Below are 13,997 nucleotides of genomic sequence, written 5' to 3'. Positions count from 1 at the left end.
CTCACTCCAACTTATTTTATATACGTTCTACCTGTCCTTCATTAAACTTTATCTTAAAATCACACTCTTCCAACGTACTAACACGATGAGCAATCGCGATAATTGTTATCTGCCCTTTTAATTTTAATATCGTATGTGTGATACTTTTTTCTGTTTCATTATCTAATGCCGAAGTCGCTTCATCAAGAATTAAAACTTCTGGCTCATAGTATAGTGCTCTGGCTATCCCTATTCTTTGTCTCTGTCCTCCGGATAGTTTTACACCACGTTCACCAACATACGTATAGCTTTTTTCTGGTAACTCTTCAACAAATTCATAAAGTTCTGCCATTTTAAGAACCTTATCTATTTTATCATCATCTATTTCTTGTTCTGGAATACCTAACGCTATATTTTCGCGTATACTACCATCAATTAAATAAATACTCTGGGGGACATAGGACAAGTTCGCCTGCCAAGCACGTATATTTTCAAATATATCAACACTATCCACAAGAATTTTTCCATTGGATGGGTTTAATAACCCAAGCATAATATCAACAAATGTTGTTTTCCCGGCACCAGATTGGCCAACAATTCCAACAAAACAACCTTTGGGAATACTAAAAGAAATTTGTTTTAGTACTTCTTTTTTCCCTTGCGGATATCTAAACGTTAATTTTTCTACTTTTATTTCTTTATTAAAGCCTAGTTGTTCTTTTTCCTCACACGTCTTAGCTTCGTATTGCAACTTTCTTTCTTTTATCGCTATTAATTCATCATAAAGAAGATTAAATAACGGCATTTGAAATTTGATACCATTCGATAAGTTTACAATACGATTTGCACAAGGCATTAGTCGAAATGCAGCTAACGCAAGTACTCCAAGAATCGGTACAATCTCCATGGGCTGTATCCCCATCATTAATTTCACAATAATCAAAATCAATAAAGTACTCGTAACCATAGTTTCAATAAACATTCTTGGCAACTGATTAATAAAGTTAAAATCACCATTTGCTTGTCCATATTTTTGATAGGCTCCAACGAATTCGTCCAAGAAATATTTTTCTTTTCTGAGTACCTTTGTCTCTTTAATTGCTCCTAACCCTTGATTTAGCCACTTCATATAAAGTGCTGAATACTTGTTTTGAACTTCTCCTCGTTTAGCAATTTTTTTACGAAACGTCTTTAAAATTGCATACATCATAGCACCTAGCAAACCAGCTACAATGATAGCTGTAAATGCATCTACCAATATAAGCATGCTCCATATGGTAACTGCCGTTATGGCTTCTGTAAGTAAGGTGAATGTCGGAATCAATATCCCCGTAAAAATAAGGATGGGACCACTTGATACATTGCGTAAAAGTGTTGCAGAGTTTTGATCTAAATGATATAAATATGGCTTACTTATATACCCTTCTAATAATCCCTCTGCATAAACAATTTGATTTTGCGTTGAAAAGTTAATTTGCAACTTAGTTAACCATGCCATATATAGATTTTTCAACACATACAATATAATCAACAATGCGGAGGAAAAGATAATAAACGATGTATGCGTGGTTATATTTAGAATTTCTGCATACTGTTTTACAACGATATGCTTATCTAAAAAGCCCTCATCCCCCATAATCGAAATCAGTGGCAATATTGCACCTATTCCAACGGCTTCAAGCATTGCACCTATCACCATACAAAAGACAATAACTCCACAATATCGTTGTTGTTTCGGTGTAAATATAGTAAATATCTTAAAGATATCTTTCATTAAAATTAACCCCTCAATTACTCATTATATTGGTGCGTTTCAAAGCCATGTTGTTCACAAAGCAAATCTCGTTTCGCACTCGTTAAATCTTCTTTTACCATCATTGCACAAAGCTCTGCTAAGTTAGTTTTTGGCTCCCAGCCTAATTTTTGTTGTGCTTTTGTCGCATCCCCTAGTAGTAGTTCTACTTCTGTTGGTCTAAAATATCTAGGATCTACCTCAATAATAGTTTTTCCTGTAGCTTCATCAATCCCTTTTTCATCAATACCTGTACCTTGCCACTTAATATTTATTCCTACTTCTTTAAACGCAAGTGTAACAAACTCTCGCACTTTATGTGTCTCTCCTGTTGCAACAACAAAGTCTTCTGGTTTATCTTGTTGAAGCATTAGCCACATCGCTTCAACATAGTCTTTGGCATAGCCCCAGTCACGTTTTGCACTGAGATTTCCTAAGTATAGCTTTTCTTGAAGTCCAAGTTTTATTCTAGCAACCGCTCTTGTAATCTTCCGCGTTACAAAGGTTTCCCCGCGAAGTGGCGATTCATGATTGAAAAGAATCCCATTACAAGCATAGATTCCATATGCTTCCCTATAGTTTACTGTTATCCAATAGCCATACAGTTTAGCAACTGCATACGGACTACGAGGATAAAACGGAGTCGTTTCTTTCTGTGGAGTTTCTTGTACCAAGCCATACAACTCACTCGTAGATGCTTGATAAAATTTTGTCTTCTTCTCTAGTTTCAAAATTCGAATTGCTTCTAAAATCCTAAGTGTTCCAAGTGCATCAGCATTTGCCGTATATTCTGGTGTGTCAAAGGAAACTTGGACATGACTTTGTGCTGCAAGATTATAAATTTCATCCGGCTGTACCTGTTGAATAATACGAATTAAATTCGTCGAATCAGTTAAATCTCCATAGTGCAAAAAGAATTTCACATTTTTTTCATGTAAATCTTTATATAAATGGTCAATTCTATCCGTATTAAATAAAGATGATCTGCGCTTGATTCCATGTACTTCATAGCCCTTTTCAAGCAAAAGTTCTGCTAAATATGCACCATCTTGTCCCGTAATTCCTGTTATTAACGCTACTTTCTCCATCTAATAAATGCCTCCATCTTATCCTTTATTTAAATCTTCTTTAATTCTATATTTCTTCAAATTATTCCTTACTCCATGTTTTCCTTTACTTTCACTCACACCTTCAGTACTACTTTTCATTAAAAGTACTCGTACGGTTTGTATCATAATCACAAAATCCATAAACAAATCACATTTTTGAATGTACATTAAGTCATAAATCAATTTATCGTAGACCGTCGTGTTATACTTCCCATATACTTGTGCCATTCCAGTTATCCCTGGTTTTACATTGTGTCGATATAAATATTCTGTAATCTCCTTTTTAAACTGTTTTACAAAAAACGGACGTTCTGGTCTTGGCCCTACAATACTCATATCCCCCATGAGAACGTTAAATAGCTGTGGTAATTCATCTAACCTAGTAGCACGAATAAACTTTCCTACTTTCGTAATACGTGCATCTTGCTCTTGCGCCATAACTGGCCCAGAATTCCGTTCAGCATCTTGCTTCATACTACGGAATTTATATACTTTAAATTCATTTTCATACCTGCCAGTACGGACTTGACTATATAAAATAGGACCTTTGCTATCCAGCTTAATGGTAATCGCTATTAAAACCATAATTGGGCTTAATAAAATAATCGCTAAACTAGATATGATTAAATCAACGATTCTTTTTAACGATCTTTTTTCTAGCGTTAGCTTTAAATATTTAGGCTGAAAAAATGGAATATCATCTATTTTATCTATCTCCAAACCACTACAGAACAATTCATATACAGATGGCATTAACAGTACCTGTTTATCTAGTTGCTGACAAAAATTCACGATATTTTCTTTCTTTTTTAATGGCAAATCAGAACAAATAATAATGAGATCTATGGTATAGATAACATCTTTCCATTCATCACTATCACTATCTGTCGATACATAGCTAACCTCATATTTCAATTGCGGCGATATGCTGAGCCTAGCTAAAACACGTACCGCTTCCTCTTGGCTCCCAATAATTAAAGCCCTTTGCGGCGCGGATAACATCATTTCTATCCGCCACATACTATATTGCCAAAAATTCAAGAGGAATAGTTGTCCTATCGCAGTGAGAAGTAGTACACTTCTTGAATACGCAAATTCACGTAAAAAAAAGCTAATCGCCATCATAATAACTAAGCTATAAAATACTGATATCAATATGCCTAAAAAAATCTCGCCATAGCGTTTTTTCTTTAACGAAAACAATCCATATACATTAAATAACATTCCCATTAATATCACATTAATCGGCATCATATCATAATATATTTTCATATTCGCTTGTTCAGGCATAAAGATGAAAACAACATTAACAGCTAAATACGTTGCAACTACAGTGGCACTTATATCCCCAACCAGCAAAATCAATTTTCGTAATGTGGGAAAGTTTTTTTGCACACAAAACACCCTTTTATTTAAAATCAAAAAACACATAAATTATTATATAATATAACGATTTTATGTGTTTTTTATTATAACATATTATCGCACTAAGTTACATATACAAATGTATTTTCAGTAAAAATTTGCAAGCTATATTTTTGATTTAATAATCATACCACTTATATATAAAGATTCGTTGCATTATTCATATAACGCAACGAATCCTTATATCACCATTTTTCAATTGTTCGAGTAATTCATGGATACTTTGTTGCAACTGCTCTAGTTTTCCTTCTATGCGTACCAGCAAATAAGCTGATACTACCATTGGAAATCCATACACCTCCTATTTAGGTACATTCTAAATAGAAGATAATCTAAATATTAAGAGTTTCTATTTCTCAATTCGCATTGCACCAAATTTAGCAAATTTTCCCCCTTATAGTGGATTCCTCTTAATCCTGCAGTTTCAGCACATTCTACATCAGATAACTTGTCACCAATCATTATACTATTTTGCCTATCAACATCCTCATATTTGCTAAAAGCTTGTTCAATTAATCCTGTTTTAGGCTTACGACAATTGCATGATATCGCATATTTTTCAACATTGCCGTTTTCATAATGCGGACAGTAAAAGAAATCATCAATATGTGCATCATATTTCGCTAGCTCTTCATTCATCCACTGATGAAGTTGCTTTACATCCTCTTCTTCATAGTAGCCTCGCGCTATACCGCTTTGATTGGTAATGACAAAAACATAAATCTGCTTTTGATTTATGTAGCGAATTGCTTCAATCGCATTTGGCATCCAAACAAAGTCTGCTTTTTTATACAAATAACCAATATCTTGGTTCAGGACACCATCACGGTCAAAAAAAACGGCTCGTTTTTTCATCGCGTAAAGTAACCGCCCGCATCAAGAAACTCGCAATATTCTCTTACAGCATCTTCTAATGAATAAAAACCACCGTCATATCCTGCCGCTTCAAGTTTCGCTAAATCAGCTTGCGTATAGTTTTGATATTTTCCTTTTAAAACCTCTGGAAAATCAATATATTCAATTCTTCCTTTATTAAAATGCGCAATAATTGTTTCTGCTACAGCTTTAAAAGTATGAGCCTTTCCTGTTCCACAATTATAAATTCCACTCGGCGCGTTATTCTTCCAAAACCAAAGATTTACCTTTACTAAGTCTTTCACATAAACAAAATCACGAAGTTGCTCTCCATCAGCATAACCATCTATTCCTTTAAACAATTTCACATAACCATTTGATTTCATTTGATTATACAATTGATAAACAATAGATGCCATTTTCCCTTTATGATGTTCTTGTGGTCCATAGACATTAAAGTACTTTAATCCCACAACTTGGCTCTTTGCTTCTGGAAGCATTTGACGAACATAGCGATCAAACGCTAATTTTGAAAAGGCATAAATATTTAACGCATCTTCGCATTGATCGCCTTCAATAAATCCATTTTTTCCGCTTCCGTATGTCGATGCAGAAGAGGCATACAAAAATGGAATTCTACGGTCCAAGCAAAAATGTAACAATGTTTTTGAATACTCGTAATTAGTTTCCATCATAAAGTTACAATCATATTCCATCGTATCAGAGCAAGCACCTTCATGAAAGACTGCATCAATATTTGCACCGTCATAAAGCCCCTCTTCAATGTCACGCAAAAAATCATCTTTATGGCGATAATCAAAGTATTTTAACCCAATAAGATTTTTAAATTTTTCTCCCGTTCCTAAATCATCTACAATAAGGATTTCTTCATATCCTTCTTCATTTAACGTCTTAACAATATTGCTGCCAATAAATCCGGCACCACCAGTTACTATAATCATCTATTATCTATCCTTTCCAACGAAATTTATATACATTTTTATTCATCTACTTATTATACTACTATAAAAGCAATATTTTTTAAATATTTCTTTGTTAAACAGCTACCTTACGGTATACTATATTTAAATAATTACGATAACTTGTTTGAGGTGATTTTTTGTCCTATCTTTTATTATTTCTCATCTTTTGCTTCATAGTATGGCTATACTTACGTTTTTCTACACGTATTCCTATATTAATGTACCATCGTATTGCTGACATTCCCGGGGATAGAAATTCTTTACCTGTTGAAAAATTTATTGAACAACTTGAATATCTATATCACAACGGCTACCAAACTGTCACAATGAACGATGTTTATATGCATTATACTAAACAAAAAAAGCTCCCCACAAAATCCGTCTTATTAACTTTTGATGATGGCTATAAGGATAATTATATAACAGCTTTGCCCCTACTAAAAAAATATAAAATGAGCGCTGTCGTTTTCCCTATTTCTAATTGGATTGGGCGAGAAAACCAATGGGAAGACTTTCATAAAGCTGCAACGCTAACCATGACTCTAGACGAATTAAAATCATGGCAAAAAAATGGTATGGAAATTGCTTCGCATACAGTAAACCATCCTTTTCTATCTACCTGTAAAGGAAGTCAATTACAAGCAGAGCTTCTAGAAAGTAAAAACTATCTTAGTAAAGAGTTAAACACATCTATTGATTTTCTTTGCTATCCCTATGGAAATTTTAATAAAGAAACTATGCTGATAGCCAAAAATGTTGGTTATAAAGCAGCATTTGCAATTTTTGATCAAGTTCCACTTTGGAACATTAATCTTTTTGCATTACCACGAATTCAAATTTCCTCTCGTCAATCACTAAATGAATTTAAGTTAAAAGTAAGTAAAATCCATACAATTTTTATCGTTATGCGCCAACTAGAGCGTTGGATAAAAAATTTAAGACAGAAATAAAAGAACGCAAACATTTTTTGTTTGCGTTCTTTTATTAATTTAAATCATTTCCCTTCATCGTTCTCCACCAGGAAATCGTTCTCATTCGATGCATTTCATCCATTGCTTTTTCATGTTCGTTCTCTATATTAACATTGGCATTTTGTAATATTTCTACAGTATCATCCTCAATCTTCCCGATTGCTTTAGATGTAATCCAAAGATTATGGTTAAATCCTACTGGTGCATCTTCTGTTAAACTATCCGAAACCGCGTAGTAAGCAAAATCTTTTGGTGCAATTAATTCAATTAGTGTCGGAATAATATTCACATGACTTCCTGCAATATTTTCTCCTAATAAACCTTTATGTACACCTTTTCCATATATGACAAAAGGTATAGTATAGCGTTCATATAAACTAGGCTTATCCTCAATATTCGTTCGGTCTGCATGATCTCCAGTAATAATAAATAGACTGTCAGGATATTGACGTTCAGTTTTTTCAATAAATTCACCAATCATTTTATCCGTATACCAAAGATGTCCTAATCTATTCAATAAATCTTCATTTTGGCGGCACTCTTCCGGTAACAACGAACGAACCGCTTCTTTTGGAAATCCCTCACTTACTAAATCTACACTATAAGGAGCATGGTTTGAAACAGTTAAAATCACAGATACCATAGGCTCATTTTCAGCTTGAATTTTTTTAGTCACCGCTTGAAACATAAACCGATCATCAGCTCCCCAAACATTGCCTTTTTCATAAGGGTAGTCAGAACAGCTATAAAATGAATCAAAACCCTGCGCTAGTGCAAAATCCTTAATACGTTCCCATGAACTAAATCCAGCATACCAAAACTCTGTTTTATAGCCTAGTTTTTTCATTTGTGGAGCTAAACCTGATGCATAAACAGATTTATAGGATTCAGCCTGCTGATTGGGATAAATGTTTACATCAGACAATCCACTAATAAGCGCATTTACAGCCATAGGTGTGAAGGCCCCATTTGGTAAGAAGGTCGAGACACTATCTGCATTCTCTTGCAGCATTAACTTGCGTAAGTTGGGGTATAAATTTAACTCTTTATACTTTTCCAATAGAGGCCATTGCGCATAGCTTTCACCGACGATAATAAAAATTTTATTTGGCCTTTCAATCACAGCACCATTTGCTTTATGTAATAAACAATCCTCTAGTTTTTCCCCGGCGGTATCCCCTTGATTCATTTGTGCGGCAAATACCTTTATCTTATCTTTTTCTACGCCTGTCATAATGCCATGGGTAATTCGCTCATTGATACTATAACCACGATACATCGCTTGGATATCATCAAGAATCATTTCATTCAGAAAATCATCTTTTGTTTTCGCACAATTTTCCCAATGAAGCGACGATGCGTAACTAAAGCTTCCCCCGAAGCGAATAAATAATGCAAATAATATAAATGTGGTAACAACTCCAATACGTTTTCCATATTCTCGCCATTTTACGCTACTACCTGTCCATTGATAAACAGGTAAAGCTAAAATACGTTTGAACAGCCAAATAAAAATCCCCGAGAATAATATAGCACCTGCCAAGCGCCATACCAACTGATACTGATCAATTATCGTCATAAACAATGCCTGCATATCATCATTCACTGCGTTAAAAACAAATTGATTAAAACCAACATGGAATTCTTCATAGAAAGCAAATCTTGCCATAAATAATATGCAGATAAGTATGATAAACACATTTCCTATAAAATAGCGGATATATTGAAAATTTGTTCTGTTTAGTACAAGTTGTGGCAGTGTTGAAAATAAAAATGTAAATAATAAAGCTACCCCCGCACTTTTTAAACTCATTTTCATTCCATAGTAAAAATTTAAAACAAAATCCGTCCAATCTGAACTAGGACTAATATAGCGATTCATACATAAGATAAATCCGATACGAAATAAACAAAGCAACAGCCAAATACTAAAAAATACTTTTAAATCTTGTTGTAATTGATTAAAAAAATTCGTCCACTTCATTTTAACTCTACTCATTTCATCAAAAAACTTATAACGTCATTGTTCAAAGTTTTCCTCTGGAAAACCTACCACTCGACGTTTCAACGAGGCAGGAGGTAATATCCACCTAGTTACAGTTCCCGCCGCCTGTAGCTGTGGGAAAAATCTTATTCCGAGTTATAAATCATGTTCTCGTAATTTTAGTTTTACTTTTTTTTCTAAGTTACGGAAAAACAAACTTACTTTACTACGTTTTTTTTCTTCACGCATCGTAAAATGTTCCCCACCATATAATTTTAATGGTAAACACCAAGTCTGCATATAATGCGCCTCAAATAATTCAGGCTTAGCCCGATATGCCATTAAGCTAATCGTCTGATCGTCGTCTGACAAACCAACATCTGTTAAAGATACCATTGCATTACGCCATAGCTGCCATAACTCCGCCCAATGATAATCCTGAGCAATAATTAAATTTCCTCGTATGTAAACATCCATATATTTCACAACTTGAAATATAGGTTCATCATCTAATTCACGTGCAGTAAAAATATGTATTTTATCAGTAAAATCATACTTCCATATGTAATCAAATTCTTCCGCCTTATAAAATAATTCCCCCCCATGGTTAAAGCCAAAATCAATCCAAGCAGCGGTCCCAGTAACTAAATTACGCTTTACCGCATCAGCGACAAAATAAGGTTTTAACAAAACTACATAATTAAAAATAGGGGAAAAAGATTCTGGATAATTTGGATGTCGATGAAATCTTCTCGATACAGGATGCTGCATTGTTTTTTCTATTTTTTGATAAATATCCATGTCACAACTTCTAACATCATCAACAACAATAACTTGCGTTTGATCTCTCAAGCCATAAGATTCTCGAATCGCCAATACTTCTTTGGCAACTTCAGCATTGGTATAAACAATTAGTTTATTCTTCATTCTTGCCCAAAGTTTAAAGTACGAAATATATTTGTTATCGCCACGTTTAAACTTTCCCCATTCACCGCGACCAATATCAAAATAAGCCGTGACTAATGTAATCTCTTCTTCCATGAAATCCACTCCATCGTACATATTACATACCTATTTTAGCTTTTATTTTATATAATGAATATTTTGCGTACCATAGCAACCCATCGATAACTTTGTTGTAGTAAAAATATGACTTCGCCATTTTCTTCATATCTTTATAGCTTTGCGGTTGTACCAATGGAACATCTGCCCATGGAGATAATACAGCATAATGTATAAAATCATCCTTTAATGGATGCATACACCATTCGTGCCAAGGCTTAAACCTTCCTGCATAATGTACAAAAACCGTATTTTGAGGCAAATTTTCTATAGATTTATTTCCTCCCAAATCAAAAATATAATCGTATTTTTGATCAATATATTGGACTTTTCCCTCTAAGACAATATTCAGAGCATCTTGATCAAGCCAGTCAAGCTGCCCTAACCGTGCAAAAGATACCTCTAAAGCTTTTTCCGATATGTGTTCACGATTCCATGCTTCTATATCAATATAAAGGAATCCGGCATTAAAATATTGATTTTCCTTTAAACCTAAACTGCGAATTTGCCGTTTTGCAACTGCATCTATATCATGAACAACACTAACAACTTTATCTTTAAAATCTAAATTCAACAGATCCGTAAAATTGGCAAGACATAAAATATCAGCATCTAAATAAATAACTCGTTTTGCAATTTTCGCTAAGGCTTTGGGTAACAAAAAGCGATTATAGGTTGCTTTTGTAAAATGTGCAGTCGATGGCAAACGATCAAATACAATACTATTTATATAGTATAAAAAAATATGCTGTTTATATTGCTTTGCAAATTCCCGCAATGAAGCTTTTCCTTCATCATCTAATCCATCAGTTAATACATGAAAAACGAATTCAGATTCTTGATTATTTTCAACGATGGATGTCATTGCCACTCCCATTGGGCGAACAAAATTCGCATCAATTCCATACGCAATATGAAACACATTATCATTTATTTTCGGCTCTGTATCTGTATAAGTAATACATTCACGTTTTTTTATGGCATCATCCAAAAATGAAAAATCCATTTTATTCCCCTTTTTCCACTCTAGTTAATTCCTCTAATTTCTGCAATAACTCTTCTTGACTAACTGCATACGTTCCTAATTTACCCACAACAATTCCAGCTGCTATATTCGCTAAAGATGCAGCCACTTTAGGCGAAAGTCCTGCACTAATTGATGCCCCAAATACTGCGATTACCGTATCCCCCGCACCAGATACATCAAAAACTTCTTGTGCAACCGTTGGAATATGGACAACTTGCCTATTTCCAATTAAACTTAGTCCACGTTCAGAACGCGTAACAATAATATTCTTAATCTTAAATTTGCGTTTTACAATTTGCCCTGATGTTTTAACCGCCTCGTCTTCATTTATAATTGACTCCACTAAAACTTCATTAAGTTCTTTTAAGTTAGGCGTTAAGTAATCTGCATTTTTATATTTACTCCAATTATCTCCTTTAGGATCTATAATTACAGGCACTTGATGCATCGCAGATAATTGGATTATTTGTTGACAAAAACTATACGTGCAAACGCCCTTTGCATAATCCGAAATAATTACACAATTTATTCCTTTCTTGAGTAAATCAGAAATATATTGAATCAAACTTATTTCATATTCAGTTTCTAAAGCATGATTTTCTTCAAAGTCCAATCTGAGCATTTGTTGATGACCGCCCATCACACGCAATTTTGTTGTGGTCGGACGTTTTGTTTTGATAAGTCCACCTGCATAAATTTTTTCTTTTTTCAACTCATTCTCAAGACTCAGGCAATGTATATCATCACCAACAATTCCAGCTAAAAAAGTCTGGCAACCTAATAAAGATAAATTGTGTGCAACATTTGCTGCACCACCTAATGCTTCCTTTTGTCTAATTACGCGAGTAATCGGCACTGGCGCCTCTGGAGAAATGCGCTTAACTTCCCCAAAATAATATTTATCAAGCATCACATCGCCTACAACAAGAATTCTACACTGATTAACTTTACCTAAAACAAATTCCTTTGTTGCTAAGATTTCTTTACGGTTCAAGCCCAATCACCTCGTCAATATAGGCACAAATCATATGACCAACCATAATATGACATTCTTGAATTCTTGCAGTAACTATCGATGGAACTTTTAAACAAATATCCGCCAGTCTTTCAATTTCTCCATCCTTTTTTCCAGTCATACCAATAAGGGTTGCTCCCTTTTCTTTTGCAACTTCAAAAGCTCGTACAATGTTTTTGCTATTTCCAGAAGTAGAAATTCCAATAACAACGTCACCTTCACGCACTAAAGATTCTACTTGACGTGCAAATACATATTCATACCCATAATCATTGGCAATTGCTGTTAAATTTGATGTATCTGTAGTTAATGCAATCGCTGGCAAACTGCAACGCTCATTTACAAATCTACCGACTAATTCAGCTGCAATATGTTGGCAATCTGCTGCACTTCCCCCATTACCACATAAAAATATCATATGACCATCTTTCAATGCATCACTACATTTTTTTGCAATGTTCTCTATTGTAGGAATAGATTGCTGAAGCAATTGTTCAACAGTCTCTTGATGTTCCCTTATTATTGCTTTAAAATCCATTTGCATAATCTCCATATTTTGATTCAAAAATTTTATTTAATTGTTTCCACTTGCTTTTCATATATTTGATAATTTAAATATATAGCTAACATACAGAAATAAATTTTCACCACTTGATTTAAGCCAAAGCTATAGTCTGTTATTCCTTGTAAAACTGTAGCTAATGTTATCATAAAAAACATTAGATCTGAATCATTTTTTTCTTTTAGCCATCTTCTAAAACTATAATATAAAAAAGACAAATACATATACCAAAAGGTCATACAACCAAAAATTCCTGTTTCTGCCCAAAGTGTTAAGGTATTATTATGAGCATGAGGTGTAAATCCATCCTCTAATCTAAAGTGCTCTTCTGATCGATACTCCTCATTAAAAACTTCTTTATAACGCCCTAATCCGACTCCCATTATTGGATTATCTTTTATCAATTCTATCGAATCCCGAGCAATCATATAATGCCCCTGATTAGATGTGTTTTTATAATCAATAAAACTATATAATCTCGTTTGTAAAAAAGGACTCATATAAACGAATATTCCCACAAAGAGCAAACCAATACAACCCGTAAATAAAATTTTTTTAAGATTTTGCACTTTTAAAATAAAGATTAATGGTAAAATAATCCCCATCGCAAGCCATGCTATTCTCGTTCCATTTTCTAATAATGCAATAAAACTAATAATAAATGCTAAAAGGATATATTTTAAATATCCTTTGTTCTTTATTTGCTTGTTAAATATTAAAATGAATAAAATTGGTAACATAATTAATAAATGTCCAGCAAAAATTATGATGCCATTTTCAAATCCAGTTATACGCATATTTTGTACACCATTATAGATAAAAAAAGCTCCCTTATAAGCAGCATACAAATTATTAATAAACATAGAAAGTAAAAAAGCAAAAAAAATAGTTAATATTTGCTTCTTTTCTCGAGCAAAAAATAAAATTAATAAAAATGCAAACATTCTATTAAAGTATCGCCAAAACTCTTTTGATGATTTTAATATATCCGGACTAACAAAAATAGAAATAAATATAAATCCAAAAAAAATTAGTATTGCCTGTATATATCCCTTGTAAATTTTTATATTTAGTCGTTCTTTGTAACATCTTATTATTCCAAGTAAAACTCCAATTGCTAATATATTATTCGCAATGACATTATTAATACATGAAGTAACAGCAAATAAGCATATAATAATATATATATATCTATCCAATTTTCCAATATTAGAACTCAAATAAATAACCCCT

The 13,997-nt window shown here is 33.4% G+C and carries 13 protein-coding genes; 1 reads left to right on the top strand and 12 read right to left on the bottom strand.

The window, feature by feature from the left end; genetic code table 11:
* Nucleotides 1-16 precede the first annotated feature (16 nt).
* The 6 genes from P3F81_RS01765 to rfaD all read right to left on the bottom strand — a co-directional run bounded on the left by P3F81_RS01765 (nt 17) and on the right by rfaD (nt 6,122).
* On the bottom strand, nt 17-1,753 hold the full coding sequence (locus tag P3F81_RS01765) for an ABC transporter ATP-binding protein (RefSeq protein WP_147666908.1): 1,737 nt from the start codon (nt 1,751-1,753) through the stop codon (nt 17-19).
* 17 nt (nt 1,754-1,770) lie between these two features.
* On the bottom strand, nt 1,771-2,859 hold the full coding sequence (gmd, locus tag P3F81_RS01760) for a GDP-mannose 4,6-dehydratase (RefSeq protein ID WP_147666910.1): 1,089 nt from the start codon (nt 2,857-2,859) through the stop codon (nt 1,771-1,773).
* Between the two features lie 18 nt (nt 2,860-2,877).
* Nucleotides 2,878-4,275, bottom strand: a complete 1,398-nt coding sequence (locus tag P3F81_RS01755; RefSeq protein WP_309320569.1) for a sugar transferase — start codon at nt 4,273-4,275, stop codon at nt 2,878-2,880.
* 190 nt (nt 4,276-4,465) lie between these two features.
* Complete coding sequence (locus P3F81_RS01750) at nt 4,466-4,603, bottom strand: YvrJ family protein (protein WP_434064758.1); 138 nt, start codon at nt 4,601-4,603, stop codon at nt 4,466-4,468.
* A 41-nt stretch (nt 4,604-4,644) separates the two neighbouring features.
* Nucleotides 4,645-5,160: a D-glycero-alpha-D-manno-heptose-1,7-bisphosphate 7-phosphatase gene (locus P3F81_RS01745; protein ID WP_147666916.1), complete on the bottom strand. Its 516-nt coding sequence runs from the start codon at nt 5,158-5,160 to the stop codon at nt 4,645-4,647.
* The gene (rfaD, locus tag P3F81_RS01740) at nt 5,157-6,122 is read right to left on the bottom strand and encodes an ADP-glyceromanno-heptose 6-epimerase (RefSeq protein ID WP_147666918.1); all 966 of its coding nucleotides are present in this window, start codon (nt 6,120-6,122) and stop codon (nt 5,157-5,159) included. Before rfaD ends, P3F81_RS01745 begins: the two co-directional genes overlap by 4 nt.
* Before the next feature lie 158 nt (nt 6,123-6,280).
* On the opposite strand from rfaD, the gene P3F81_RS01735 reads away from it, so the two are divergent.
* Nucleotides 6,281-7,093, top strand: coding sequence for a polysaccharide deacetylase family protein (locus P3F81_RS01735; protein WP_309320568.1), 813 nt, complete (start codon nt 6,281-6,283; stop codon nt 7,091-7,093).
* A 34-nt stretch (nt 7,094-7,127) separates the two neighbouring features.
* On the opposite strand, the gene P3F81_RS01730 is transcribed toward P3F81_RS01735, so the two are convergent.
* The 6 genes from P3F81_RS01730 to P3F81_RS01705 form a co-directional block, all read right to left on the bottom strand.
* Nucleotides 7,128-9,098, bottom strand: a complete 1,971-nt coding sequence (locus P3F81_RS01730) for an LTA synthase family protein (RefSeq protein ID WP_309320567.1) — start codon at nt 9,096-9,098, stop codon at nt 7,128-7,130.
* A 156-nt stretch (nt 9,099-9,254) separates the two neighbouring features.
* Nucleotides 9,255-10,139 (bottom strand): WlaTC/HtrL family glycosyltransferase, encoded by an 885-nt coding sequence (locus P3F81_RS01725; RefSeq protein ID WP_309320566.1) that lies wholly within the window; start codon nt 10,137-10,139, stop codon nt 9,255-9,257.
* A 22-nt stretch (nt 10,140-10,161) separates the two neighbouring features.
* Nucleotides 10,162-11,166 carry a glycosyltransferase family 8 protein gene (locus tag P3F81_RS01720; RefSeq protein WP_147666924.1) on the bottom strand — a complete coding sequence of 335 codons (1,005 nt, stop codon included), beginning with the start codon at nt 11,164-11,166 and terminating at the stop codon, nt 10,162-10,164.
* Between the two features lies 1 nt (nt 11,167).
* Complete coding sequence (gene rfaE1, locus P3F81_RS01715; protein WP_147666926.1) at nt 11,168-12,181, bottom strand: D-glycero-beta-D-manno-heptose-7-phosphate kinase; 1,014 nt, start codon at nt 12,179-12,181, stop codon at nt 11,168-11,170.
* Nucleotides 12,171-12,740, bottom strand: coding sequence for a D-sedoheptulose-7-phosphate isomerase (locus P3F81_RS01710; RefSeq protein WP_147666928.1), 570 nt, complete (start codon nt 12,738-12,740; stop codon nt 12,171-12,173). The genes rfaE1 and P3F81_RS01710 overlap by 11 nt, the downstream gene beginning before the upstream one ends.
* 32 nt (nt 12,741-12,772) lie before the next feature.
* The gene (locus P3F81_RS01705) at nt 12,773-13,984 is read right to left on the bottom strand and encodes an O-antigen ligase family protein (protein ID WP_147666930.1); all 1,212 of its coding nucleotides are present in this window, start codon (nt 13,982-13,984) and stop codon (nt 12,773-12,775) included.
* Nucleotides 13,985-13,997: the final 13 nt, after the last annotated feature.

The organism is Selenobaculum gibii (assembly GCF_030273445.1).
In the GTDB taxonomy this organism is placed as follows: Bacteria; Bacillota; Negativicutes; order ICN-92133; family ICN-92133; genus Selenobaculum; species Selenobaculum gibii.
Note: the sequence above shows the minus strand (reverse complement) of the source record. Positions and strands in the feature narration are given on the sequence as shown.

Bases quoted from the DNA above. Each gene is read 5' to 3' on its own strand.
- P3F81_RS01765 (WP_147666908.1), bottom strand. From the start codon at position 1,753: ATGAAAGATATCTTTAAGATATTTACTATATTTACACCGAAACAACAA.
- gmd (WP_147666910.1), bottom strand. From the start codon at position 2,859: ATGGAGAAAGTAGCGTTAATAACAGGAATTACGGGACAAGATGGTGCA.
- P3F81_RS01745 (WP_147666916.1), bottom strand. From the start codon at position 5,160: ATGAAAAAACGAGCCGTTTTTTTTGACCGTGATGGTGTCCTGAACCAA.
- rfaD (WP_147666918.1), bottom strand. From the start codon at position 6,122: ATGATTATAGTAACTGGTGGTGCCGGATTTATTGGCAGCAATATTGTT.
- P3F81_RS01730 (WP_309320567.1), bottom strand. From the start codon at position 9,098: ATGAAGTGGACGAATTTTTTTAATCAATTACAACAAGATTTAAAAGTA.
- P3F81_RS01725 (WP_309320566.1), bottom strand. From the start codon at position 10,139: ATGGAAGAAGAGATTACATTAGTCACGGCTTATTTTGATATTGGTCGC.
- P3F81_RS01720 (WP_147666924.1), bottom strand. From the start codon at position 11,166: ATGGATTTTTCATTTTTGGATGATGCCATAAAAAAACGTGAATGTATT.
- P3F81_RS01710 (WP_147666928.1), bottom strand. From the start codon at position 12,740: ATGGATTTTAAAGCAATAATAAGGGAACATCAAGAGACTGTTGAACAA.